Origin of the sequence: Clostridium neuense (genome assembly GCF_045310695.1) — a bacterium.
Lineage (GTDB): Bacteria > Bacillota > Clostridia > Clostridiales > Clostridiaceae > Clostridium_S > Clostridium_S neuense.
In genome coordinates this window covers 191,054-215,898 of the sequence record NZ_JBJIAA010000002.1, presented here as the reverse complement: position 1 = coordinate 215,898, position 24,845 = coordinate 191,054, and the positions used below count along the sequence as shown (strand labels likewise).

Here is a 24,845-nt window from a genome sequence, read left to right as displayed (position 1 = left end):
GAGTTCTTCTTTTTTTATTAGGCTCTAGATAGTTTTGTGTGATTAATGTTAACAATACACTTATCAGTCAGCTTCAAATCTATTTTAAATTTTTCATTTCAGTTAACAATTTATCTAATTCTTTTATTGCTGATGTTATTGTATTTGTATCTATTGGATTTGCTTTTGCAGATGATTGTATTGCTCCCATAGGCACTTCAATTTTTTCATAAAGGTCTTTATAGCTATCTTTTATTCCATCTTCAATTGGTTCCCAATTTTCTTCTAATTTTTCAGATGCTTTAACAGCTTTAGCTTCTTCTTTGTTATTTAACTCTGAATTCATTTATTTTAAAGCAGTTCTCATATTATCAAGACCAGTTTCAGTTGCAGCACTTTTTTGTAACTTTACTAATTCTGCATCTAGTTTGTCTATTGATTCATTTAAAATCTTTGTTTGACGAAATTTGAATATTAAATTAGAAAGTAATATAATTATAGAAACAAAGTATATAAATTACAATTTTGTTTAATATAATCAAGGAGGCTCATGCGAGTCTAACATTGAAATAGAAATTAGTGCCCACACTTCAAAAAGAAAGGGATGGACTACCATGGGATTAATTTATTCAAGTTCAGATTCTGAGAATTTGATAAGTGGCTTAAGAGCAAACATTGGCTCGGCAAAAGCAGCACTAGAGGACTTGGTAAGTGCAAGTAAGAGGCTAACAAGTTCTATCGGCGCAGGTAAGGCCTTGGATGGTTCGGCGTTTAATGCAGGAAAGGATTTATTTTCAGCATTAATTATTCCAACGATTCATCGGGCTTCATCTGTATTTGATGACACGAAAAAGCATCTTAGTCAGTACGAGAGCGCAAATGAAGAGGTCAGTGGTGAAGGTGTACTGGATGAAGACAAGCTCAATGCTAAGAAGGTTTCAACAGAAGAAATTAAAGCAGCAACAGATAGCACAGCTAGTACCTTGCGGGCAATGGCTTCAACAGCTGAAGCGGCGTCTTTGTTCTCTGTTGCATCATCGCTTAACGAATCTGCGCAGTCTCTTGAAAATTATTCTGAAAGCCTCCAACAAGATTTGGATAAAATTGAGGATAAACTGAGAAAACTTTACAAGTTTAACTCGGCAGTGAATGGGCTATTTAATGATGACTTGAATAATTTTAAGCTCGTTGTGCAGAGTGTGATGGTGCTGAATGATACAGTTGTCGATTCAAAAACTGGAAGTTATTCTTTACCAGATGGGATCGATGAATCTTGGTTTACATCAATAAAAATCAATGCTAACAACTACATTGAAGGCGGTAAAACCGCTTATGATGTTGCTGTAGGCTCAAAAATAACATCCGCCTTAGTTGCTGGAATTGATAAACTAATAGGACTTGATATTGAAGCAGTGGTAGGCAAAGGGAAAAAGGTATCTCCTAATAAGATAAGCGCAAATCTTAAAAAATTAGGCTATAATCATGCATATAGGCGAGGTTTTTTAAGAAATATACCTAAAGATGTAAGAGATCTTGAAGTAGATATACCTGAAATTCTAAATCTTGGGAAAGGAACAGGTATTCTAACTGTAGGGTTAACTGGAGCATCTGTTATTGGCGATATTAAAAATAATAAAACGATAGCACAAAAGGCTGAAGCTTCTGGCATTGATATTAGTATGACAGGTGCGTCTTATTTGTTAGGTGGTGTTGCAGTTGGGGTTATTGGAACTTTTGCTTTGCCAGAAGAGGCTATAGTTGGTTTAAGCATTGGTGCTGCTGCTGGAATTGGAACACTTGCAAATTGGGCAACAGAAAAAATAAAGAAAGCAATTCATCTTTGGTAATAATGTGTACAAGGAGAAAATTCAATGAAATATAAACACGAAAAAGTGATAAGAGATATATCTATGTTAGTTTTATTGGCTACAACCATTATAATGAAATTAGGAAAAATAGAGTTTCAAGTTATAATAGCTGTTTTAAGTTTTATGATTTGTACTTTTGGGGGTATTTATCTTGTTTATAAAAGGTATAAGCTTGGTGGAGCATTCATGTTTTGCATCGCGTTTGGTTTGATTTTATTTATTTTAGGACAATATTATCATAATGATAATTTGGCCATACCAGTGCCTGGACTACTTGCTATAACTTGTATACTTGCATATAAACAAATTGTTAAATCTAATAAATATAAAGGCCAAATAAAAAAAATAAAAATAGAATCTATAATATGTATAACTATTTTTTCAATAGCACAAGTAGTGATGATAGTTTTATCTTTTATAAAATAATCAGGTTATTAGAGGGAGTGATATTTAATGGATAAATATTTACCAATAGGTTCAGTAATTCTTTTAAAAGAAGGTAAAAAAAGATTGATGATTTATGGTGTAGATCAGAAAGAAGATACTACAGGCAAGGTTTGGGATTATATAGGCTGCTTATTCCCAGAAGGAAATATTGACGCAAAGCATACATATGTATTTAATCATGACCAAATTGACAAAATATTTTTTATTGGTATGCAGGATGAAGAACAAATGGAGTTTAATAAACTTGTTTTGGATGAAAATAAAGCCTAGAGTGCTATAAACCTAAGCTTTACTCTTATGATTTATGCATGGGTATTTGGCATGCTCAATAATCTTTCTGAGCTCCGCCAATTCCTTCTCATTCAACTTTTTATTAGAAATATTCATATCTATATCATTAGGTACATTATCTAAATCTTTTGCTATCTAAATTTAATATGCAAATAATTCAGAAAAAAATAAACTGTATTAATTTTAAGTAATACAGCTTATTTTTATAATATAATATTAATCTAAATTAGCATTAATTGTACATGCTGCATTATCGAATTTGGTTTCTGGTTCTACTACTATTTTAGGTCCCCCAGGAAAAGTTATATCAGGTTTTATTGTGAGATATGTTTCTTGATGAGCATAAGAACAAGAAATATTGCAACTTCTACCAGAATAACTTGTATTTTGGGCTCTAGTACTTATCATACCATAAGGTAGATGATTTATGTCAGTACTATAATAATTAAGTGTAAATGGAAATGCTATTCCGTTTACGTCTGTTTTAAATCCGTCTGAATTATGATTTAAGGATATATCTTCAAGGTGATCCTCAGAATTATCCCAGTAATAATAATTATGTGATTCAGCATAATTATCTCCATAAAATGAAACATTACTATCATGACTTAATCCAATGACATCGGTTTTTCTGTTATTAGCACCCACAAGCCAAGAATAATACCCGTATACATAATAGGTGCTTTGAGGGCCTGCATAATCTAATTCTGTAGTTATTCTTATCCAACTATACGTATTATGACCTTGAACTGGGTTTGCAACACTTAGATTTGCACTTAGAGGATTTGCTGAAAAATCTGATTTTTCTAAATATTCCTTTGTTCTTTCTGAGATATATCCAGATTTATCAAAAGCCTCGCTTTTAGTTTGTCCATTATCATAGTTAGTAATTTTAATATATTTGTCATTAACTGATATTACTTTAGCTTTATTTTTTTGGTGAACTTGATTTTGCATTTGTGATATACGATCTATTGGTGTGGTATCGTTTACTGTTTCGGCATGTGTAATATTATTTTGAGACATAAAGCAAGTAATCAAAAAAGCTGATGAAAATAGTAATAAAATGTGTTTTTTCATTTAAATTCCCCCAATGTAGTTAAATGTATTTTTTTACAGTATACATCTTTAATTACAAAAAATCAACATAATATTGTTAAGAATATTCTTTACTGTTATAATATTTATAAAAATATTGTTAAGGAGAAAAAGTATGATTAGAACAGATTATGTATTTATACTAGCAATCATGACCGTGATATTCTATATTAATCATTTAATTATATTAAAGAGAGTCAAAAGTGATAAGAGTATTTTACTAAATTCTGTAATAGGATGCATAATATTAGCCTTTTTATCATTGTTTGTTTATGATATTTGTAGTTAATGTTTTTATCTAAATTACATTTATGAGTTATAATAAGTAAAATTTATTATAAAACTTATAAATTTTACTTATTATAGGACAATCCAATACTATAAAATTTTTTTGTAAATAATGTCATAATATAAGGTGTACAATAATAATTTGTACATTTTATATTTTTTTTTGAAATCATGGCTAACCCATAAAATATCGTGAATTTAATGGGCTTTATGTGATTTTTAATGTGTAAAACCTATATTTAACGAAACGGTTATATATGTAAAGCTAATAAACTCAATATGAACCTAGCTTAGCTTATTTTTTTTCATAGAATAAAATTTTAGCAAAAAATGGACAACAGATTGTTATAGCGATGAAGTGTAAATTGAAAAAAATTTTCATCGTGTGGTGGCAAAGCAGCTCTTAGCACTTACTCGAGTCCTACTTATTCTTATGATTGTGTGAAATTAATTAGATAAAGGTATATAGCTGGATTATATAGAAGATGATTGTTAAATTCTTTATTTCTTACGCCCTAAACATAATAATTTAGTTAAAAAAGTAAAAGTATAAAAAAGTCTGTTACAGTGAATAATTTATAAGATAATTATGTTATATTAAAGGGAGACAAAAAGAATTATTTTAAAGTAATCTTTGAATAGGAGTGATAATTTGTCTATAGGCTATGCATGTATTACCTTAGGTGTGGAAAATACTCAGCTTTCAGCATGTACTCTTAAAAATGCTTCTGAGGATAACATAAGAAAAATAATAAATAAAAATTTAGAGGCACTTATTAATATAATTGATTACAATATAGAAAATGAAATTAAGTTATTTCGCATAAGCTCAGATATAATTCCTTTTGGATCTCATAAGGTAAATACTCTTAATTGGCGGGAAGAGTTTAAAGATAAACTTTTAGATATAGGAAAAAAGATAAAGAACTCAAATATGAGAGTATCTATGCATCCAGGTCAGTACACAGTTTTAAATTCTATAAATGATGAAGTTGTAGAAAATGCAGTTAGAGATTTAGAGTACCATACTTCCTTTCTTGATGCACTTGAGGTTGACAGCAAAAATAAAATTATACTTCATATAGGCGGCGTTTATGGTGATAAGCAAAAAGCATCAGAAAACTTTATAAAGAATTATTTTAAGCTGCCAGAAAAAATAAAAAAGAGATTGATTATTGAAAATGATGATAGAAATTATAATGTTGAAGAAGTGTTAAATATATCAAAAGAAATTTCCATACCTGTAGTTTTTGATAATCTTCATAATAAGCTGAATCCATCGCCTAAGAAATTGTCTGAAGGTGAATGGATAAGCATATGCAAAGAGACCTGGAAAAAAGAAGATGGCAGACAAAAAATTCATTATTCTCAGCATAAGAATGGAGGAACTTTTGGTGCACATTCGGATACTATTTTTGCTGACGAATTTTTGGAATTTTATAACAGCTTAAAAGATAAAGACATTGATATAATGCTAGAAGTTAAGGACAAAAATCTTTCAGCAGTTAAGTGCATAAATATAACTAAAAATAAGCTTGAAATTAAAAATTTAGAAGAAGAGTGGGCAAGATATAAGTATTTTGTTTTAAGCAGGTCTCAAAAAATATATAGTGAAATAAGAGAACTTTTAAAGAATAAAAAATTGCCTCCTGTAAGAGAGTTTTATTCCTTAATTGATAAAGCCATAGAGCTAAAAGTAGATAGGGGTGCAGAGATTAATGCCCTTCAGCATGTTTGGGGATATGTAAACAAAAAATGTTCAGAAGCGGAAAAAAGAAGGTATCAGAAGCTTTTTAAGGATTTTGAAGAAGGCAAAGGTAAAATTGAAACCTTGAAAAAACATGTTTTAAAATGTGCTAAGGAACAAGAAGTAAAGTATCTTATTGATTCACTTTATTTTTATCTATAGTTAGCAATTAGAATTAGTTACAGAGAACCTTACCATAAGTAAGTGAGACTTGTAGCCTTAGGTATTGATATGAATTACCTGAGGCTGTTTTTACATGTGCAAATATCGTATCATAAGTAAGATTATATTTACAAGATATATTATAATAAATTTTAATTGAACGATAAACTAGAATTTGAATGGGAGATTTTCTGGATATCTATATTTTATTTAAATATACTCTCACTATAGAGTGAAGATAAAATTGAGACTAGTTCTTTTGGCGAAGACTTCCCAGTCAGTAAATAATTCTTACATAGCATTAGTGAGTTTGTCACTAAGATGTCAGCGAAAACATTATTAGCGAAAGTAGATTTAATATAATTTATATTTGCTTCAATTCTTAAATTGCTTTTAACTATGTCTGCTAATTTATTTATAAGCATATCATTATTTTTATTTAATATTATTCCGATGATCATAAGTTCTTTGTTTTCTAAAACAAATTCATAAAAGTTCTCCAAAACATTCTTTATTCTTTCTTGGCTTAATGTATTATTAAGTTGTGTTAATCCTATCTTTTTAACTTCAGTTTCCAGCTTTAGAGTGCAAATATTTACTATTTCATCAAATATAGCTTGTTTACTTTTGAAATATATATATAAAGATGGCTTGGTAAGATTAGCTTCCCTTACAATTGTATCTACTTTGGTATTCTCAAATCCCATACTGGCAAATTCATGAATTGCAATATGTAGTAATTTATTTTTTGTTTCTGTGCCTTTTATTCCATTTTTCAATTAAAACACTCCAATGCTTAAATATTAATAAGTTACTAAAAAGCTATAGAAAGTAAAGTAATGTTTATATTATATTATACTTGCAAGTAAGTTTTCTATTGAGATTAAAAAAATACTTCTTAGCTAAGAGAGATAAGGGAGAGTGAATAAAATGGAAAATATGCAATTTATAAGTTTAATTTGGTTGTTCCCACTTATATTTATGGTTCATGATTTTGAAGAAATTATATTTCAGGAATGGTGGTTTAATAAAGAAAGGTCAGCATTACTCAAAAAGTATCCTAAAGTTGCCGGGGAATATGAGGGCATTAGTACTGCAGGTTTTGCACTTGCTGTAAGTGAAGAATTTATTATATTACTAGTAATTGCTTTAACAGCAATTGTATTTCAATGGTATTATTTATGGTTTGGTACTTTAGTAACTTTTCTTATTCATTTGATAATTCATATAGTTCAATGGGCAATATATAAAAAATATATACCAGCTATAATAACTGTAATTCCAGCAGTTATATATTCAATTTATAGTATACGCTTTGTATATGAGAGCTGTAATATGAAGCTATTATTTGGAATAATGTGGAGCATAATAAGTATGATTATATTTTTGGCTAATTTATTTTTTGCACACAGAATGGCTAGAAAAATCACTAGATTTTTTAGAAGCTAAATTGAACTGATTGTAGAATAATTCAATAAACATCACCATGATCCACATACACCGATAATGAAAACTTACAATGACGGAGAAGATTTATTTAGATTTGAAAAAGTTATGAAGTGATAAATCCCAGTTTCCTTTTAATACTTATAAATAAAGAGCTGAGGGAGATTAATGCTTTTAATACTCTTCAAATTACAATTTATATTATTGAGATTAAAATTTTTAAATAGAAAAAATTATATAGGTTTATCTTTTATAAAAATTTGATATAATATAAGTAAAAATAGCAAAATAAAAATAGTAGCTAACCATATTTAGTGATAATATGGTTACGGAGAACCATACCATAAATAATGGCGTTAGTTGGAAATGAAATAGATAAAATTTATTATAAATAGTGAAGAAGGAGAGTACTCAAATAAAGATGCTCTCCTTCTTCTTAGTTTCTCTTACATTATTAAAACATATTGACAAATTGATAAATAGTAATATAAAATAAATAAAGGTAATACATTACCTTTATTTATTTTATGGAGGTGCTTATGAATAAGCTTGAAATGATGGATAATTTGCAATATTTATTTGGGTCAATTTTTGTGATTTCTAATCGAGTTGATTCACTATTACAAAGAGAATTTAATGAATTTGATATTACAACCAAACAATGGTTCTTATCGATTGTTATAGATAATTTATTTGATAATCCGCCTACTATAAAAGAAGCTGCCGAAGAAATGGGAAGTTCTCATCAAAATGTAAAACAGATTGCTTTAAAATTAGAACAAAAAGGATTATTAATTTTAGAAAAGGACAAAGATGATGGGCGGGTAACTAGACTTAAATTAACCGAAAATGGTCATGATTTTTGGATAAAGATTAAAAGAGAAGGTACAGCATTTACTAGGAAATTATTTAATAATATAGATAAGGATGAATTAGAGGTTACTAGAAAGGTCATGAAGAAGATACTATTGAACATTAACGAATTAGATAAGAAAAACGAGAGTGGATTTAAAGAAGATTAATAAACAAATTATGAGTAAAAATATATGCTAATAAGTATTTCAATGTATTTGGAGGTTTTTAAATGGATAAAAAATGTATAAGCATATGGAAATTAATCGTAATAAATGCTATTACCATTATAGTTTCCACTATTCTTGCAATCGTTGTTCATGCTCTGATGCCAGCAACAGCGGATGCTACAAAATTTGATAGTATTTTCGTTAAATGGTTTGGTTTTACTGCTGTAGCGGTGTTTTATTTTATTGTGCTATTTACACAGTGCTCAATATCAGTAGGGTATATTGGAAGAAGATCCAACATGCCTAAATTACAAGTTGGTATCAGATTTGGCATAGCATTTGCAATAACTTATTTAATTGGAATGCAAGAAGTAATGCTTAAAGGTTCTCCTTTTTCAGCATGGGGAATTGAGTTTGTAAAGTATCAATTTATAATGGGTTTAGGAGATGGTATACCTACAATGTTACTATGTTTCACTATTGCTTTTCTTACATTAACTAATAATAGAATAGGTAATCAAATTCAAAAATTAAGCCTAGCTAAAAACATTAAGGTAATCTTAATTATTGCAATAGCTATTTTTATTGAAAGAGCGATTGGATATGAAAGTGGGCTTATAGCAAATTATGCTTCTTTATATCCAGTTGCATGCTATTTATGGACAGGTTGCTTTGGATTATCTATGGGGTTTATTTATGTAATTTTACATTCTTTATTAGTGCTTGGAAAAAAGCATAATTGTATTCCGTTAAGGTTTGTAGCAACTATTGGTGTAAATTGGATAATTTTTAATTGCTTCATTGGTTTAATAATCAAAGGTTTTATGCCTCAGATGTTTTTTCGTAGTGTGGTAGATGTTACAATTTTATTTATTTCTTCAGTCATAATAGATAAATATATCATGGGTTCGAGTAACTAATAGAATACACGATTTTCTTATGCAATGACAAATCAATATTTTTTAAGTATGAAATTATATCAAAAAGAATATAAGAAAACACCTATTTTTGAAAGTGACGCCGATAAGATAGTTACGGAGAACCGTATCATCAATAACGGCGTTAGCTTGGAATGAAATGTATCATAAATGATAAAATATATTATTTAGCATGGAGGCTCACCAGATGATAGAGGTGACCCTCTTTTTTATGCCAAAGGCTAACTAAGTATACACCAGAAGAAATGAAAGGTATAGGTAATATATTTAATCCATTAATAAATTTAGGTGATAAAATAGATAAAAAATTTAAGATGGGAGATTATAAAGAAACATATGATGATGGAAAGACTAGCGAAACAAGCATAGATAATGTCATTGAATCAATTTTTAAATTTGGTAAGCTTATTGGCAATATTTTAGATTGATAATTATCTTAAGCTTAAAGTGTAAACAAGTCTATTTACATAAAATAGTATATTTGATATAATTGTTAATAATGATAAAAGGTGTATAAGATAGGAGAGTTTTCAATGGAAAAATGTACAGTAATATCGGATGGTGATAAGATAAAGACAATTAGAGAAAAGTATGATTTAAAGCAAGATGAGATTTCAGGAAATGATATAACGAGGAATCTAATAAGCGAAATTGAAACTAATAAAGCAAATATAACTAAAAAAACAGCAGAAGTAATTATAAAAAACTTAACTGAATTAGCAAAGAAAAAAGGTTTTAAAGTTACTGAAACAGTTGAGTATTTAATGGAAAATCAAATTGAACAAGCTAATAAGATTCTTGATGATTACATAGAAGAATTGAAAGCATTAGTAATATCTAGAGATGGAAGCTTTATTGAAACACTGAAAAAAGCAGAAGTTTTTTTAATTGATTGGGATATTAAAGATAAAAAACTAAGGATATATGAATTAGCTGGGGATTATTTTTGCAATCAAAATGATTTTTATAAAAGTTCGATATATTATGAAAAAGCTAATGCTTTAATTAATAAAAGGCAATTTGCTAAAGAATTACTTAATATTTTAAGAAAATTATCTATGGTTTATTTTTATACTGAAAAATATAAGGAGAGTATAAAATGCTCTGAATTTGCAACCATATATTTTTCGGATATAGATAATAAAAATAGAGCTGTTTTCCTTTATAATAGTGCTCTTTGTTATGAAAAATTAAAAAATTTTAATAAAGCATTAGATAGTTTTGATGAGGTAGAACAAATAATAGACAAGAATGATGAAAGCAAATACGTTCAGATATTAATTGGAAAAGCAACTTGTCTGCTTTTACTAAAAAAATATGATGAAGCACTTAAAATATTTAATAAGATTTTAGAGTTAGTGAATGAAAAAGATATTGAAAAATATTTAATCACATTAGTAAATATGTCTAATGTGTATATTGAAATCAACGATAATAGTAAGGTAAATGAAATTTTGGAAATTATACTTAAACAAGTTAAGAATATAAATGTTAATTTTACTTATGTAAGTGATATATATATATTGAAATAGGAAAAATGTTTAAATATTTAAATAATTTAAAGAGAGCTGAAGAGTTTTATTTAAAATCTTTGGAGTTTGCTAAAGAAAATAAAAACTATTTCCTAATAGAAGACATATTATCATTGCTAATTGATATTTATAAAGATTTAAATGTTAAAGAAAAGGTTGATGATATTAAAGAAGCTTTCTTTAAATTATCAATTAAAAAGGAGAAAATCAGTCAAAAGCTTCTGTGCAAATTGACAGATTTTTATTTGAATATTAGTGATATTGAAAGTCTTAAACAGATTAATAATTTACATTTAAATATATTAAATAAGGATGTGATATAAAATGAAATTAAAAAAGCACAAAAAATTATCTATCATGTTATTTTTATCTATTATGCTTTTATGTTTAACTTTATATAGTGTAAATACAGTGAATTTTGGAGTTGTAATTCTTAGACCGTGGTCTGTAATGACATTCTTTATTGGATAAATTATTAGAGTAGTATTAGCTAAGATTAAAAAATATATATTCTAGTTATGAAAAACTCTTATCTTATAAAAGGGATAGGAGTTTTTTTATTTTGCTTATGATTAAGATATAGAATAATTAAGCTTATACTTATGATATTAAGTAAGTAGTGAAATTTATAAAAGTTATTAGGATTAAAACGAAAATTAAATAATAAGTTAAATTAAACTTGAAAAAATATTATTGCAATTCAGTGTATAGATATAAAAAAGGCTGAAGGAAAAATAGAAATGAATCAGAGGAATTAGTATCATTATGCAATTTAAGAATTAGAACTCTTATGTAGTTAAAGAGTGGATTTGTAACTTTAAGGACAAGCCAATCTTATATTGAATATTCTAAAATGTTTTATGATGGCGAAAAAGTTGGAGATGATAAGGATGAAGATACAGAGTAAATATTAGAAGAGACCGACGAGCTATTAAAAGAAGTAAATGAAGAAGATAATGACTGGAGAAATAAGCCTGCAAAAGAAGACATATTTGATAAGTTTGCTGATTGGATTACTGAGAAAGTTACAGGAGAAAAAGCAAGCCCGAAAACGCAGGGGGAGGAAGTAATAGTTAACATGAATATTGAACAAATGGTTATTGAATCAATTAAGCGAGGCGAATTGTATAAAGTGCTATTAGGAGAAGATAAATATAAGGTAGAACTTAGTTCGTTTATTGGAGCAAATGTACCGACAGATTGGCCTAATATAATGCGTGGAGGTATATATAAGATATTTAATGACTATCCAGAACTAAATGTAAAAGTAGAATTACAAAACACCTTATATTTTTTATTAAATAAAGGAGTTTTTGAGATTTATGCAGCTGTATCAGTTTTATTTTTTCAAATAATAAGCGAAGAAAATAGGATGGCACCATTTAAAATTAATAGAGACAAAATAATTACTAGTATGCGTGGTGTATTAATGAAAAATCAAAATAAAATGTGTCAATATAAGAAGTGGATGGGGGAATGTTACTCAAATGGTATATGGGGTGAAATTAAAAGAATAAATAATATTTTAAAAGAAGACTATGCCATAACTATTATTTAAAAGTGAATTCATAATTGATAAGAGTGTTACTGAATAAAATGTTGTAAATACATCATTAAAAAAACTGTAGTAAAAAGTAACGATAACATATGAAAAAGCAGATTTTGATATTTTCTTTAAAGAACTTAAACAACAATTAGAATTAAGAATACCAGATAAATTTTTAGAAGCTTATGGATGGAAATAAATTACGTGATTTAAAATTAAATAACTTCATAAAGTATATATTACAATATAGAAGAGGGTGTCGCAAAATTACTTTTAAAGTAGCTTGCGATACTCCTTTTTACGTAAGTTAAAAAAAGCATAAAAAAGGGCGAAATCCCGAAATATATTTTATTTTGTGCCATTCTAAGGGGATGCATAAATATAAAAAAGATGTTTCCTTGGACCGTAAAATAATAAATTCATGTTGCATATTTGAAATTCCGGTGCTATACTCTTCATATAGGGTACTATAGTACCTTATATCAAAAGCATGAGAGTGAGGTGGTTACATTTGTCAATGATTCAAACTAAAGATTTAACAAAGTGTTATGGTTCGAAAAACAGTGCTTTTAATATTAACCTGACAGCTAACGAAGGTGAAATATACGGCTTTTTAGGGTTAAACGGTGCTGGAAAGACAACAACGATGCGCATGTTGCTAAAAATGATTCGACCTACATCAGGCGAAATTTATTATTCAGGACAATCAATTTCAAAGCTTCCTTCTGAGTTTTGGAATCAGGTGGGGTACTTGATTGAAACACCACATGCATATCCAAACTTTACTGTTGAAGAAAATCTCATATTATATGCAAAGCAAAGACTCATCCCAAATTCGGAAATTAAGAAACGAATTGATAACATATCACAGCAGCTTTTGTTAGATGCATACCGACAGGTTAAGGTAAAAGATCTTTCTTTAGGAAACAATCAAAAAGTTGGATTAGCAAAGGCGCTTATTCATAAACCAAAGATTCTTTTGCTAGACGAGCCGACAAACGGGCTAGATCCAGAGGGTCTTGTGGCTGTACGCCAATCTTTATTAAGAATGGCTAAAAATGGTACTACTATTTTTATTTCAAGTCATTTACTCGATGAGATGGAAAAATTGGTGAATCGTATCGGAATACTGGCTAGTGGACGCCTGTTGCGGGAATTAAGTTTTCCTGAATTTGAAGGATGCAGGCAATCCAAACTATATATAAAAGTTGAGGAGTCTGTTAAAAATCTTACTGATTACCTTGCTACAAAACACTTACAGTGTACTTCAGTAAGTGAGTCAGAAATACTTGTTTCAGGTGTACCAATTAACCAATATTCTGCTTTATTGCATCAATTAGAGCAACAGAAATTAAATCCTATGATTTTTCAGCCTGTAAAGGAAAGCTTAGAAGAATTCTTTCTTAGAACAATTAAGGAGATGCATACTTATGAAACAGCTATGGCTAATGATTAAAATAGAGCTTTATAAAATAATGCGAGGTCGTATACCAATCTATATTTTGGCCTTTTATACTTTTTTAATATTTATTCATATGCAGGATAAAACCTGGGAAGCATTTTTAAAGGGTACTTTTTTCATGTATTCCACTGTAATTGGTCTTATAGGATTCAGTATTTTAAGCACCTGGGTATTTGGAAGGGAATATCAGGATCAAACTTATAAAGATCTATTATCCTTGCCAATTCCTCGTACAACTTTAGTTACTGCAAAGTTTTTGGCTTTAGAATTGAGCTTTGTAGGTATAACTGTGATATCGATTATGGTGACTTTCATACTAGGGCATTGTTTTAATTTAGCGGATTTCAATGTATCTTTGGTTGGAAATATTGTAAAACGATTGGTTATAGCAACACTATATAATATAGGGCTAAGTTTCTTATTTCCATTCATTGCTAGCATGGTACGTGGTGTACTTGCGCCCGTTAGTATTTCTTTTGTAGCTCTAATTATGGCTGTTGTTTTTGGATCACAGTCTGTAGGACCATATATTCCATGGTCCATTCCTGGAATATATTTAAATAATCCTCAGCTAATTAGCTTAGTCAGCAGAATGACAATTTCTATTATAGTATTTATTGGTGTTTATGGTACTATATTATGGTGGAATTATGTTGACCCAAAATAGGAGGAAAACAAAGTGAACGATAATGTTAGTCGACGACGAGGAGTTATACTGGAAAATGCAATTTTAGATGAGGCTTGGTTATTGCTTCAACAAAAGGGATATGGGAAATTGACTATGGATGATGTAGCTCATGCTGCAAAAACCAATAAAAATGCTATTTATCGGCGCTGGCCACAAAAATGTTATCTTATTTTTGCGGCTATAAGCAGGCAGGCACCAGCAATAAGCTTTGATATAGGAGATCATGGTTCATTGAAAGAAGACTTAATGGCGATATTTGAGAGCTTAAATCCAATTTTTCAGATTATAAAACCTGAGGATCTGCGAGATTTGATTTCAGATATGTTTTCCAATGCAGTATCTTATGACTTATTTAATAGTATCAATAATGAAAATGATATTAGTAAATCCATTGAGACTATTATAACTAGGGCTAATCAGCGCAATGAGATTTCACTTTCCATAAATACTATTTCTGAAAAGGCTTTAAATCTACCGTCTCTGCTGATTATCAACGAGATTATTCAGCATGGTAAGATCACAGAAGAGAGTGCTAAGGACATGATAGATAATATTTTGATACCTATATATAAAGCATAGTATGTGAATTCTTTGTGTAAATTCCAATTACAGAAAACTTCAAAATCCTCTTTTGAAAAGCCTAATTACAAGGCATAAAATAGGTTGATATATGTGAGAAAGCTTAAGTTAAGCTATAACTTTGACGGTGGAAGAGAAAGCTTATTGAAGTAGCTCGGAGGTGCAAAAGTGCAAAAAAAGATATTAGTTGTAGATGACGATAAAGATATAGTAAAACTCATAACAAAGAGTTTAAGTTATGAGGGATTTGAAACTATTTCAGCATGTTCTGGGAAAGAAGCCTTATGTTCATTAAAAGAAAATCACATTGATTTCATCATTCTTGATATAATGATGCCTGGTATGGATGGTTTTGATGTCTGCCGAAGCATCAGAAAATCTTATAATGTTTCAATTCTGTTTTTAAGCGCCCGGGATAAGGATATCGATAAAATCGTTGGGCTCGAAATAGGGGCAGATGATTACATGGCAAAGCCCTTTAGCATTCAGGAGCTTACTTCCAGGATAAGGGCCAACTTCAGAAAAGTTGACAGGCTCTTTAAAGAGTGGAATGAACTTAGTCCTAATAGAGAAAGAAATGATTCTCCTCTCATCTTGAATGATAAGACCTTTGAAGCATTTCTAAATAACAGAAAGCTTAATTTATCAACAAAAGAATTTCAAATATTGTCCATGCTCGTGCATAACCCCAATAATGTATTGACTCGTGAGCAGATATATGAACATGTATGGGGAGACGAATACGGAGAATTAAATACCGTAACAGTTCATATAAAAAATATCCGTAAGAAACTTGGCCCTGAATATGACTTTATTAAAACAATTTGGGGCATTGGATATAAGTACAAGGAAAGAGAGTAATAGTATGAAACTGAGAATAAAACTTCCTTTATTGTTCCTGGTGATGTTTATAGTTTTTATGGTTTCAATTGGAATCTATTTAAAGTTTATCTTTGCATTATATTCACCTATATCAGGTTCATTACTAAATCCATCAAATATAGGATTACTCTTTCCTATATTTGCTATTGCCTGTTTCATCTTTGTTATTTTGATTATGTATATTTATTTTTTTATAGAAAAACCAATCGGACTGCTTAATACCAGATTGGAAAGAATAAATATCGTGCATCCATTGCCTTCACTTGCTCTAAGGAGTAATGATGAAATTGGAGACCTTTATAATCACTTTAACAATATGGAAAAGAGGCTCCAACTAGCACACAAAGAGCAAACAGATATGATTGCTGCTATTGCTCACGATCTAAAAGCACCATTAACATCTATTAATGGTTTTGCTGAACTGTTAGCTATGCAAAAGGGTCTATCAGAAAATGAAAAGCAGGAATATTATGAGTTGATTCAAAAAAAGTCAAAATATATGGCTGAGCTCATCAATGACTTTTTAAGCTTCACCAAAGAGAAACTGGATTTAGAATCCATGACAGTGAAACCCGTTGATGCATCAAAATTATTTAAAAACATTGCCCTAGAATATGAACATGAGCTATCGGGACTTGACTGCGAGCTTGTTTACAAACATTTATTCACGGCAAATATGATGCTTATGGTCAATGAAATTATGATAGGTCGGGTCTTTGGTAATCTCTTTAGTAATGTTGTAAGATATGGAGGAAAAAATGAGTTGAAAGTGTATATGACCGGATACTCACAAGGGTCTTATGCCTATTTTGAAATTGAGGATAATGGGATTGGAGTGCCAGATAAAGATATATCTTCACTATTTCTTAAATTTTTCACTGTGGATAAATCTAGGCAAATTGAAAATGGTGGGATAGGACTTGGACTTGCAAGCTGTAAATCGATTATTGAATATCATGGTGGAGAAATTTATGCATATTCTTCTGAGTATGGCGGTCTGGGCATAAAGTTCAGCCTCCCACTTGCAAAACACTAATTTTATTTTTCTACAATAAATTAAAGACCACTGCTGATTGAAAGTATGGAACACAGGCAGTGGCCTTTTTATTTTTTAGTGCTTTACAATCTTTTATATTCTTTTTATAAAGATTTATTTTACTTTTAGGACGGCTTTATTTTTATATCATAGAATTTACTTGTAACTTAAAAAAATGCAAGTAAATTGATAGGAGGAAATGATATGTTAGAGAATCAAGCTGGCAAAACCGGCATAGATAGGTGCTATTATTTCAAAACATGTACCCTTGTACTTAATCAGAGATGGACGGGAGTAATCAATATAACTAGAGAAGGAGGATACTGCAATGTCAATTGAATTCAGCCGTTGGCCAAACAACTATATGATGTCATATCAAGTAACTAAAGCCCTAGGCTTGGCAAGTCTTGGTGCTACTGACGTTACCGAAATTTATGAAGCATGCAAAAAAATAGATCCAAATGATAAGGAAACATGGCATAGGGAATGGCTCATAACAGCAGAGACTTTGGAAAGGCATGGTAAGGAGGCAGAAGCAGTTGGAAACTGGTATACAGCACGTAACTGCTATATTCGTGCTTGCAATTACAACAGAATTGCTGAATATGCTGTGATGGATGATGACACCGAGAAAATCCGTATATTTAGGAAGGTAAATGAACTCTTCGAAGCTGCCGGAAAGTACTTTGATGTCAAACCAGAGAAAATCCAAGTAGATTATGAGGATGTCAAGTTGGATGGGTACTTTTTCTCACCTTCTTGGATAAAAGGTCCGAAGCCCACAATTTTGGCTCTCAATGGTGGTGATGAATGGTCAATTGAGAACTATTTCTGGTTAGGACCTGCCTTTATTTCCTGTGGATATAACTTTATGGTCTATGATCAGCCTGGAACTGGTCTTTCAATGTACGAAAAGGGAAAGGGCAGGAGAGCTGACAGCGAGGCTTTTCATTCAAGAGCAATCGATTTTCTTCTAACTAGACCGGAAGTGGATCCTAACAAGATTATTGTCCACGGTGAGAGCTTTGCAGCATACGACTCACTTAGATTTGCTTCCTTCGACCACAGGATTGCTGCCGTCATCTCTGACGGAGGTACCCACGCATTCGACTGGGAAGCAATGCTAAAATGGATGCCACCGAGTTTGGCTGGTCACGGCATGAGAATCCTGGGTGCGAAAAGCTTGGATGACTTTGCAGAAAATCCTCGTTTTGCCTACAATCTCGAGGGTGTGCTTCACCAGATAGAATGCCCTCTTCTTGTGATGCATGGTGCAGAAGAGATATTAGTTCAGCCCAATCCGCTAACGCAAGCTCTTAAAAATTACGAACAGGCCGGTTCGAAAAACAAGACGTTTTTCCCTATAGAGGATAGAAGAATTGGCGGATTAGAACACTGTCAGGTAGACAACATCAATGTGCTGCATGAGGTAGTACTGAATTGGCTTTGTTCCATTGGTCTTGGCCCTTTTGCACCTAGACCAAGTGATTGCTAGGATATTTTTTAAGTTGATTACAGGTGAAGCTTATGAAACTTACATTAGTACAGGTGGAACTGTGCTTGTTAGAAACATGTAACGATACATTTTAATTAAAAAAATTTAAATAATTATTTTAAAGAATTAACTGATGCAGTAATATGAGAGCCATATCATAAAAAATATATATTATTAAGAATGGAGGATCACTAGATTATGAAGGTGACCCTCATTTTTTAATGTCAAAAATAAATTTAATGAAAAGTGTATGTTTATGGTTACCAAAAGGCTAAATATACGCCAGAAGAAATAGTTAAAAGAGCTTAAAGTAAAGTGGGCTCAGATTTTGGAGGATATAATCTTATATTTAATAATTGTGAACGCTTTGCTAATTGTGTGTAACTGTTTTAAGGTAATCTATCTGCTTCGATTTTCTTTACAGATAAACTTTTATGAAAACTATATGCTATACTATAAATGTTTAAGTACTTAAACAGTTCGGAGGTAACTATGGAAAAAACAATGGATGATATAAAAAAATTACAACAAGAGTTTAGCAATTGTCAAAAGCTTTTGATAGCAATAGGAGATGAAGTAAGGCAATATATTTTATGTATTATGATGAAAAGGAAGTGCAGCGGAAGTAGAGTGATTGATATAGCTGCAAATACCAATCTATCTAGATCTGCAGTATCCCATCATATACAAATATTAAAGGATGCTGGTATTGTAAAGTCCAGAAAAGAAGGGACATGCATTTATTATTACCTTGATCCAGAAGATAATGAAATTGACAAAGTTATTAATTTGTTTAGGCATATAAAAGAGATTATGGGAACTTTACCAGATAGAAGCGGTGAAGAATAAGAGGCCAAGAAAGGAAAATTTTAATGATTTTATATTTTACAGGAACAGGAAATAGTACATATATTGCTAAACAAATAGCGGATTTAGCAGGAGATGGCCTTATTTCAATTAATAAGCGAATTAGGGAAAATGATATATCAGAAATAAATGCAACTGGAAGATTAGTTTTTGTTGTACCAACTTATTGTTGGAGAATTCCAAGATTAGTAGAAGAATGGATTGATAAAACAAGGTTCACAGGTACTGAGAATGTCTACTTTATAATGAATTGCGGCACAAGTATAGGAAATGCTAAGAAATATATAAAAAGACTTTGTAAAAGAAAAAACTTTAAATATATGGGGGTAGCTTCCATTGTGATGCCAGAGAATTATATTGCTATGTATGATGCACCAGAGAAATCTGTTGCAATGCAGATAATTGAAAATGCAAATCCTATAATCCATAAGATTGGAGCAAGGATTCGGGAAGGAAAGTCATTTATTGATAGACAGAGCAACATTATTGATTGTCTCAAAAGTTCTGTTATAAATACAATTTTTTATTCATTCTTAGTAAAAGCGGATAAGTTTACAGTAGGTGATAAGTGCGTAGGATGCAGCACATGTGTAAAGGAATGTCCACTTAACAATATCAATTTAAAAGGAAACAAACCTATTTGGGGTAAAGACTGTACTCACTGCATGGCATGTATTTGCAAATGTCCCAAAGGAGCTATTGAGTATGGAGAAAAAAGTGTTGGCAAAATCCGTTATAGATGTCCAATTATATATAACTAGCAAATAGAAGTTTATTGGAGGCTACAATGTTTTCGTATGATAATATTCAAAAATTTAATGAAACTGAGATTCAGATGTATAAATTTATTGTTGATAATGGAGAGAAAATTCCTTATATGACTATTAGGGAATTGGGTGAGGTGATGCATGTTTCTACATCAACAATCCTTAGATTTTGTAATAAATTGAACTGTGATGGGTATAAGGAATTCAAAGAAAGACTTAAGAAATACTTATATCAAATCAAGGAAATGCCGCCTCAAAATGATTTAGCTGAGCTGTTGGAGTACTTTAATAGAACTAACACTAATTCTTTTGAACAGAAAATAGAGCAGGGTGCTAATTTCATTAGAAAAGCAGAAACTGTTATATTTATAGGAGGGGGGTCCTCCGGTACACTGGCTAGATATGGAGCAAGATATTTTTCTAATTTAGGTAAGTTTTCAATAGGCTTAGAAGATGCGCATTATCCAATTACAAAAGAGATGGCGAGTTCTACAGTGATAATTGCACTTTCTGTTTCGGGAGAAACAAAAGAGATTATTAATTTAATTGATCGTTTCAAAACTAACAAATGTAATATTTTGAGCATCACCAATCAAACTAATTCCACTATTGCAAGAATATCAGACTGGAATATCTCCTATAATATGAATATGCATATAGTCAACGGCGGATATAATGCAACAACTCAGGTACCTGTACTGTTTCTTATAGAAGCATTGGCAAGAAGAATATGAATTTTGAAACATCTTGTTACTAGTTATGTAACAAGATGTTTTTTATACTATAGATAAACCGATTCAACTATTGAAATTCATGTGCAACATAATCCCAAGAAGACGTCATTTTGGTATAAATAAATTTCAAGTTTCAAGGTGCTTTATCTTTATTATTAGATGTAATGGAAAAGGAGTAAGATGAAAAATGAAAACAGAATTTGAAAAGTGTATGGCAGGAGAAATTTACAATTGTCACGATGAAATTTTTTTGGATTTTAAAAATACAACTAGAGTATTGCTAGCGAAATATAATAGCCTTCCTTATGAATGTAAAGAAGAGAAAAGAGAAGTTTTGCAGAGTCTTTTAGGCAATATAGGTACTAATGTATCTGTTGGATCACCATTTATCTGTGATTACGGCTGTAACATTCATTTAGGTAATAATGTATCTATCAATATGAAGTGTACTTTTGTGGATTGTAACAAAATAACTATAGGTAATAATGTTCTTATTGCACCTAATGTACAAATTTATACAGCTACTCATCCGGTAGAGCTGGCAGAACGATTAACACCGGATTGGAATGTGGAAAGTGGAGAATATTTTTGTCGTACCTATGCACTTTCTGTTACTATTGGTGATGGCTGCTGGATTGGTGGTGGCGTCATTATTTTGCCTGGAATCAGTATAGGAAATGGCAGTGTTATAGGAGCAGGTAGTGTTGTGACAAAGAATATTCCTGAAAATTGTGTAGCAGTTGGAAATCCATGTCGAGTAATTCGAGAAATTAATGGAGCTTGCAAACATGATTAAGATGGTAGCGTTTGATTTCGATGGAACAATAGCTGACACAATCCCTATGTGTATTGAGGCTTTTAAAAAATCTGTATCACCATATACAGGACATGACTTAACAAATAATGAGATTGTTCAAACTTTTGGGCTTAACGAAACAGGAATGGTTAAAGCAGTGGTAAAAGACAATTGGGAGTCAGCTCTTCAGGATTTTTATTATTTTTATGAGAAAATGCATGATAGATGTAAGGAACCTTTTTCAGGGATATGTGATTTAATTAAGTACTTAAAAGATAAAGACATTGTTGTAGCGTTAATTACAGGAAAAGGTCAAAGAAGCTGCGATATATCTTTAAAAAAGTTAGGTATGGATAATTATTTTAGTGATATAATGGTAGGAGATGAAATACGTTATAATAAAGCAGAATCTATTTCAAGGTTGCTAAAAAAATACTCTGTTAACAATGATGAATTTTATTATATAGGTGATGCACTTTCTGATGTAATGGCTTGTAGCGAGATTGGTGCAACTTGCCTATCAGCAGCCTGGTCTGATGGTGTTGACCTGGAAGAAATGAGAAAAGTTAATCCTAATTATATATTTAACAATATTTATGATTTGAAAATGTTTTTAGAATCAAAATTGAAATTTTAGCTAAAAGTTTATATTATACTCGTTAAGGACAACCGTGCTACAAGTAATAATGCTATCAACTTAGAGTAAAATAAATGTGACTTTTAAATGTCAGTTTAACGACAAAATTTTGCATAAATAAGTGACCTAAAAGTTTTTGTATTTACAAAATGCTTTTAGGTCACAATAATATAATTTAAAATAAGATTATTCTAGTTTATAATTTCTGGTTAACTTGGTTATTATTTATTACTTTCTTATTTTTGTTGTTCCAGTAAAAGTATGCTGGAAGTCCTGTTGCTACAACAAGGAGTGCACATAATAATCCTTGTATTGGAGCCCATTTAAATGTTCCCCATGCCATAAGTGCAGAACCAAATACTGAAATAGCCATCATTATAATCCATGCTGGACATTTGTAAGTAGGTTTATAGTCGGATTTTTTTCTGCAGAAGATGATTGATCCATATACCAAAATATTCATTATATTTAATACTAGAGTAAAGTATCCTAACAAGCTTACAAGATTAGACGTGAATATTAGTATAATTGCATAGGCAACCTGCAATAATATTGACCAATCTGGTGTTTCGTATCTCTCATTTGTATGTCCAAATACTTTGAAGAACAAGTTATCTTTTGCCATAGCATGTTCCATTCTTGGCTGATACATAATACATGAGCTTAATGAACCTATTATTACGATTATTGCGGCAACTGCTACAAATGATGAACCTATGTTTGAAAAACCTGGTATATATTTTAATGCATCTGCAATAGGGGTTGCTGATTTTATCAATGATTGAAAAGGCATTAACCCATATATTGAAACTGAAATTAAAGTATATAAAATTGTAACAATAATTGATGAACCAATAAGAGCAATTGGTAATGTTCTTTCTGGTTTTTTGAATTCTCCTGACATATAGCATACTGCTGACATTCCTGTATATGACCAACTGGTAGCTGATATTCCGGCCCATATTCCTGCACCAAGAGGAATTGCATTTTGGGTTGGTGTATAACCTAAATTACCTATTTTCATATAAATAAGACCAAGTACAATTACGATTGCAAAAGGAACTATTTTTGCTGCGGTTATTAAAACCTGAAAGAAACCACCTGATTTTACACTTCTATAGTGAAGTACTGTAAGTAGTATAACTATTGCTACACCAACTATTTTACCAGTTAATCCACCCATTCCTGGTATGAAAAATGCTAAATAAGATACAACAGCAAGTGCCATTATTGAAATAGATGGTGGATCTGTTGCCCAGAAAGTTGCCCATCCGTATAAAAATGCTAATGGTTTAGAGCCTGCTTTTTTCAAATAAACATATCCGCTTCCGTTTTCGGGGTATGCAGTGGCAAGTTCAGCCATAACCATCATTTGTGGAATTATTAGAAGTCCTCCTATAATCCATGCAATAATTGATGCTTTTGGAGTACCTGCTGCACCTGCCACCTGACTGGAAGAAACAAATATACCAGAACCTATTGTTGTACCAACAGCTATTGCTAAGGCAGCCCAGACTCCAAGTTTTCTTTTTAAGTTAACGTTTTCACCCATATTAATCATTTCTCCTTTCTTATGTTAAGAAAATATATGATTCAATTGTATTAATGTTTTTATCACCTTCAGATAATCTGGGGATGGATATAATAGTAGTACGTAGTTCCTTCCTAAATCCATCCACAGCCTTATAATGCTTTTTACCATGCACCTGTATATTGTAGTGTAACGCTGCTATTGCGAGCACCCATTTCCATGCATTTTTTAACATCTAAATCTAATAATATTCCTCTTAAAAATCCTGCAATAAAGCTATCTCCAGCTCCCATAGTATCTTTAACATCACATTTTATAATGCCAAATGTGATAAACTCATTTCCATCATATGCAATGCTTCCTTTTTCTCCTAATGTCACAATTACAAGTTTTGGACCTCTTGCATACATTTTTTTCATAAAGCTTCTAAGTTCATCTGTATCTCCATCATCTGAAGCAAAGAATGCATAATCAACATAATCTATTGCCTTTTCTACAACTGGATCATCATATTTATTTGCAAAATCAAAGGCAATTAAAGTACCCTTTGCTTTAATCTTGTACAAATCATTTTCAATCATACCCCACAGACCACTTATAACTATGTCGTGACTGCATATAAACTCAATGTCATCTTCTGATAGTTTAAAATCAGCTAATACACCTTCTTCATAGTCTCCTAGTACGCGTTCTCCGTTAACCAGCTCTACATGTGTAATTGCGGTGTTTCCTGGGAGTACATGTAGATGTGAAGTATCGACTCCTTTTTTTTGTAATGCGCTAATCATTATTTGTCCGTATTTGTCATTTCCTACAACACCAGTATAGGAGGCTTGACCACCAAGACGAACAGAATATACGGATACATTTACGGGATTTCCTCCAGGAAATGCTTTGTCCAAATTTTCATAAACATCCATGCAGTTATCACCAACTGCTGCTATTTTAATCATTTTATCGCTCATAATTACACCTCCAGATATATTTATTTTCAATGCTTATCGCGC

General features: G+C 30.8%; 28 protein-coding genes. 23 read left to right on the top strand and 5 right to left on the bottom strand.

The window, feature by feature from the left end:
• Nucleotides 1-79: 79 nt before the first annotated feature.
• A complete protein-coding gene (locus tag ACJDT4_RS03345; protein WP_406786112.1) occupies nucleotides 80-325 on the bottom strand; it encodes a hypothetical protein in 246 nt (81 codons plus the stop codon).
• A gap of 268 nt (nucleotides 326-593) precedes the next feature.
• Between ACJDT4_RS03345 and ACJDT4_RS03340 the strand changes: the two genes are divergently transcribed.
• The 3 genes from ACJDT4_RS03340 to ACJDT4_RS03330 are packed head-to-tail and all read left to right on the top strand — an operon-like array spanning nucleotide 594 to nucleotide 2,564.
• Entirely contained in the window at nucleotides 594-1,826 is a 1,233-nt protein-coding gene (locus tag ACJDT4_RS03340; protein ID WP_406786111.1) for a T7SS effector LXG polymorphic toxin, read from the top strand.
• A 24-nt stretch (nucleotides 1,827-1,850) separates the two neighbouring features.
• Nucleotides 1,851-2,273 (top strand): hypothetical protein, encoded by a 423-nt coding sequence (locus ACJDT4_RS03335; protein WP_406786110.1) that lies wholly within the window; start codon nucleotides 1,851-1,853, stop codon nucleotides 2,271-2,273.
• A gap of 27 nt (nucleotides 2,274-2,300) precedes the next feature.
• Nucleotides 2,301-2,564, top strand: a complete 264-nt coding sequence (locus ACJDT4_RS03330) for a DUF4176 domain-containing protein (protein ID WP_406786109.1) — start codon at nucleotides 2,301-2,303, stop codon at nucleotides 2,562-2,564.
• A 237-nt stretch (nucleotides 2,565-2,801) separates the two neighbouring features.
• Here ACJDT4_RS03330 and ACJDT4_RS03325 read toward each other — a convergent pair whose 3' ends face one another.
• The gene (locus ACJDT4_RS03325; protein ID WP_406786108.1) at nucleotides 2,802-3,665 is read right to left on the bottom strand and encodes a hypothetical protein; all 864 of its coding nucleotides are present in this window, start codon (nucleotides 3,663-3,665) and stop codon (nucleotides 2,802-2,804) included.
• Nucleotides 3,666-4,623: 958 nt separating this feature from the next.
• On the opposite strand from ACJDT4_RS03325, the gene uvsE reads away from it, so the two are divergent.
• Nucleotides 4,624-5,880: a UV DNA damage repair endonuclease UvsE gene (uvsE, locus tag ACJDT4_RS03320; RefSeq protein ID WP_406786107.1), complete on the top strand. Its 1,257-nt coding sequence runs from the start codon at nucleotides 4,624-4,626 to the stop codon at nucleotides 5,878-5,880.
• A 206-nt stretch (nucleotides 5,881-6,086) separates the two neighbouring features.
• Here uvsE and ACJDT4_RS03315 read toward each other — a convergent pair whose 3' ends face one another.
• On the bottom strand, nucleotides 6,087-6,659 hold the full coding sequence (locus tag ACJDT4_RS03315; protein ID WP_406786106.1) for a TetR/AcrR family transcriptional regulator: 573 nt from the start codon (nucleotides 6,657-6,659) through the stop codon (nucleotides 6,087-6,089).
• A 151-nt stretch (nucleotides 6,660-6,810) separates the two neighbouring features.
• Here ACJDT4_RS03315 and ACJDT4_RS03310 point away from each other — a divergent pair, with 151 nt between their 5' ends.
• The 19 genes from ACJDT4_RS03310 to ACJDT4_RS03220 all read left to right on the top strand — a co-directional run bounded on the left by ACJDT4_RS03310 (nucleotide 6,811) and on the right by ACJDT4_RS03220 (nucleotide 22,307).
• Nucleotides 6,811-7,329, top strand: a complete 519-nt coding sequence (locus tag ACJDT4_RS03310) for an HXXEE domain-containing protein (RefSeq protein ID WP_406786105.1) — start codon at nucleotides 6,811-6,813, stop codon at nucleotides 7,327-7,329.
• Between the two features lie 536 nt (nucleotides 7,330-7,865).
• A complete protein-coding gene (locus ACJDT4_RS03305) occupies nucleotides 7,866-8,348 on the top strand; it encodes a MarR family winged helix-turn-helix transcriptional regulator (RefSeq protein WP_406786104.1) in 483 nt (160 codons plus the stop codon).
• Between the two features lie 62 nt (nucleotides 8,349-8,410).
• Entirely contained in the window at nucleotides 8,411-9,268 is an 858-nt protein-coding gene (locus ACJDT4_RS03300; RefSeq protein WP_406786103.1) for a hypothetical protein, read from the top strand.
• Nucleotides 9,269-9,531: 263 nt separating this feature from the next.
• Nucleotides 9,532-9,714, top strand: coding sequence for a hypothetical protein (locus ACJDT4_RS03295; RefSeq protein ID WP_406786102.1), 183 nt, complete (start codon nucleotides 9,532-9,534; stop codon nucleotides 9,712-9,714).
• A 105-nt stretch (nucleotides 9,715-9,819) separates the two neighbouring features.
• The gene (locus tag ACJDT4_RS03290) at nucleotides 9,820-10,818 is read left to right on the top strand and encodes a tetratricopeptide repeat protein (protein WP_406786101.1); all 999 of its coding nucleotides are present in this window, start codon (nucleotides 9,820-9,822) and stop codon (nucleotides 10,816-10,818) included.
• 5 nt (nucleotides 10,819-10,823) lie between these two features.
• On the top strand, nucleotides 10,824-11,141 hold the full coding sequence (locus ACJDT4_RS03285) for a hypothetical protein (RefSeq protein ID WP_406786100.1): 318 nt from the start codon (nucleotides 10,824-10,826) through the stop codon (nucleotides 11,139-11,141).
• Nucleotides 11,142-11,896: 755 nt separating this feature from the next.
• Nucleotides 11,897-12,376, top strand: a complete 480-nt coding sequence (locus ACJDT4_RS03280; RefSeq protein WP_406786099.1) for a hypothetical protein — start codon at nucleotides 11,897-11,899, stop codon at nucleotides 12,374-12,376.
• Between the two features lie 499 nt (nucleotides 12,377-12,875).
• Nucleotides 12,876-13,820 carry an ABC transporter ATP-binding protein gene (locus ACJDT4_RS03275; protein ID WP_406786098.1) on the top strand — a complete coding sequence of 315 codons (945 nt, stop codon included), beginning with the start codon at nucleotides 12,876-12,878 and terminating at the stop codon, nucleotides 13,818-13,820.
• A complete protein-coding gene (locus tag ACJDT4_RS03270; RefSeq protein ID WP_406786097.1) occupies nucleotides 13,795-14,493 on the top strand; it encodes an ABC transporter permease in 699 nt (232 codons plus the stop codon). Before ACJDT4_RS03275 ends, ACJDT4_RS03270 begins: the two co-directional genes overlap by 26 nt.
• A gap of 12 nt (nucleotides 14,494-14,505) precedes the next feature.
• Entirely contained in the window at nucleotides 14,506-15,093 is a 588-nt protein-coding gene (locus ACJDT4_RS03265; protein WP_406786096.1) for a TetR/AcrR family transcriptional regulator, read from the top strand.
• A gap of 168 nt (nucleotides 15,094-15,261) precedes the next feature.
• Nucleotides 15,262-15,954 (top strand): response regulator transcription factor, encoded by a 693-nt coding sequence (locus ACJDT4_RS03260; RefSeq protein WP_406786095.1) that lies wholly within the window; start codon nucleotides 15,262-15,264, stop codon nucleotides 15,952-15,954.
• Nucleotides 15,955-15,958: 4 nt separating this feature from the next.
• Complete coding sequence (locus ACJDT4_RS03255; protein ID WP_406786094.1) at nucleotides 15,959-17,011, top strand: sensor histidine kinase; 1,053 nt, start codon at nucleotides 15,959-15,961, stop codon at nucleotides 17,009-17,011.
• A 204-nt stretch (nucleotides 17,012-17,215) separates the two neighbouring features.
• Complete coding sequence (locus ACJDT4_RS03250; RefSeq protein ID WP_013913624.1) at nucleotides 17,216-17,350, top strand: hypothetical protein; 135 nt, start codon at nucleotides 17,216-17,218, stop codon at nucleotides 17,348-17,350.
• A complete protein-coding gene (locus ACJDT4_RS03245; protein WP_406786093.1) occupies nucleotides 17,340-18,506 on the top strand; it encodes an alpha/beta hydrolase family protein in 1,167 nt (388 codons plus the stop codon). Before ACJDT4_RS03250 ends, ACJDT4_RS03245 begins: the two co-directional genes overlap by 11 nt.
• A gap of 492 nt (nucleotides 18,507-18,998) precedes the next feature.
• On the top strand, nucleotides 18,999-19,355 hold the full coding sequence (locus ACJDT4_RS03240) for an ArsR/SmtB family transcription factor (RefSeq protein ID WP_406786092.1): 357 nt from the start codon (nucleotides 18,999-19,001) through the stop codon (nucleotides 19,353-19,355).
• Between the two features lie 23 nt (nucleotides 19,356-19,378).
• The gene (locus tag ACJDT4_RS03235) at nucleotides 19,379-20,134 is read left to right on the top strand and encodes an EFR1 family ferrodoxin (protein WP_406786091.1); all 756 of its coding nucleotides are present in this window, start codon (nucleotides 19,379-19,381) and stop codon (nucleotides 20,132-20,134) included.
• Nucleotides 20,135-20,160: 26 nt separating this feature from the next.
• Nucleotides 20,161-20,874: a MurR/RpiR family transcriptional regulator gene (locus ACJDT4_RS03230; protein ID WP_406786090.1), complete on the top strand. Its 714-nt coding sequence runs from the start codon at nucleotides 20,161-20,163 to the stop codon at nucleotides 20,872-20,874.
• A gap of 187 nt (nucleotides 20,875-21,061) precedes the next feature.
• Nucleotides 21,062-21,670 (top strand): sugar O-acetyltransferase, encoded by a 609-nt coding sequence (locus ACJDT4_RS03225; RefSeq protein ID WP_406786089.1) that lies wholly within the window; start codon nucleotides 21,062-21,064, stop codon nucleotides 21,668-21,670.
• On the top strand, nucleotides 21,663-22,307 hold the full coding sequence (locus tag ACJDT4_RS03220; RefSeq protein ID WP_406786088.1) for an HAD family hydrolase: 645 nt from the start codon (nucleotides 21,663-21,665) through the stop codon (nucleotides 22,305-22,307). Before ACJDT4_RS03225 ends, ACJDT4_RS03220 begins: the two co-directional genes overlap by 8 nt.
• A gap of 196 nt (nucleotides 22,308-22,503) precedes the next feature.
• Here ACJDT4_RS03220 and ACJDT4_RS03215 read toward each other — a convergent pair whose 3' ends face one another.
• Nucleotides 22,504-23,859: an amino acid permease gene (locus tag ACJDT4_RS03215; RefSeq protein WP_406786087.1), complete on the bottom strand. Its 1,356-nt coding sequence runs from the start codon at nucleotides 23,857-23,859 to the stop codon at nucleotides 22,504-22,506.
• 143 nt (nucleotides 23,860-24,002) lie between these two features.
• Nucleotides 24,003-24,803, bottom strand: a complete 801-nt coding sequence (gene frlD / locus ACJDT4_RS03210; protein ID WP_406786086.1) for a fructoselysine 6-kinase — start codon at nucleotides 24,801-24,803, stop codon at nucleotides 24,003-24,005.
• Nucleotides 24,804-24,845 lie beyond the last annotated feature (42 nt).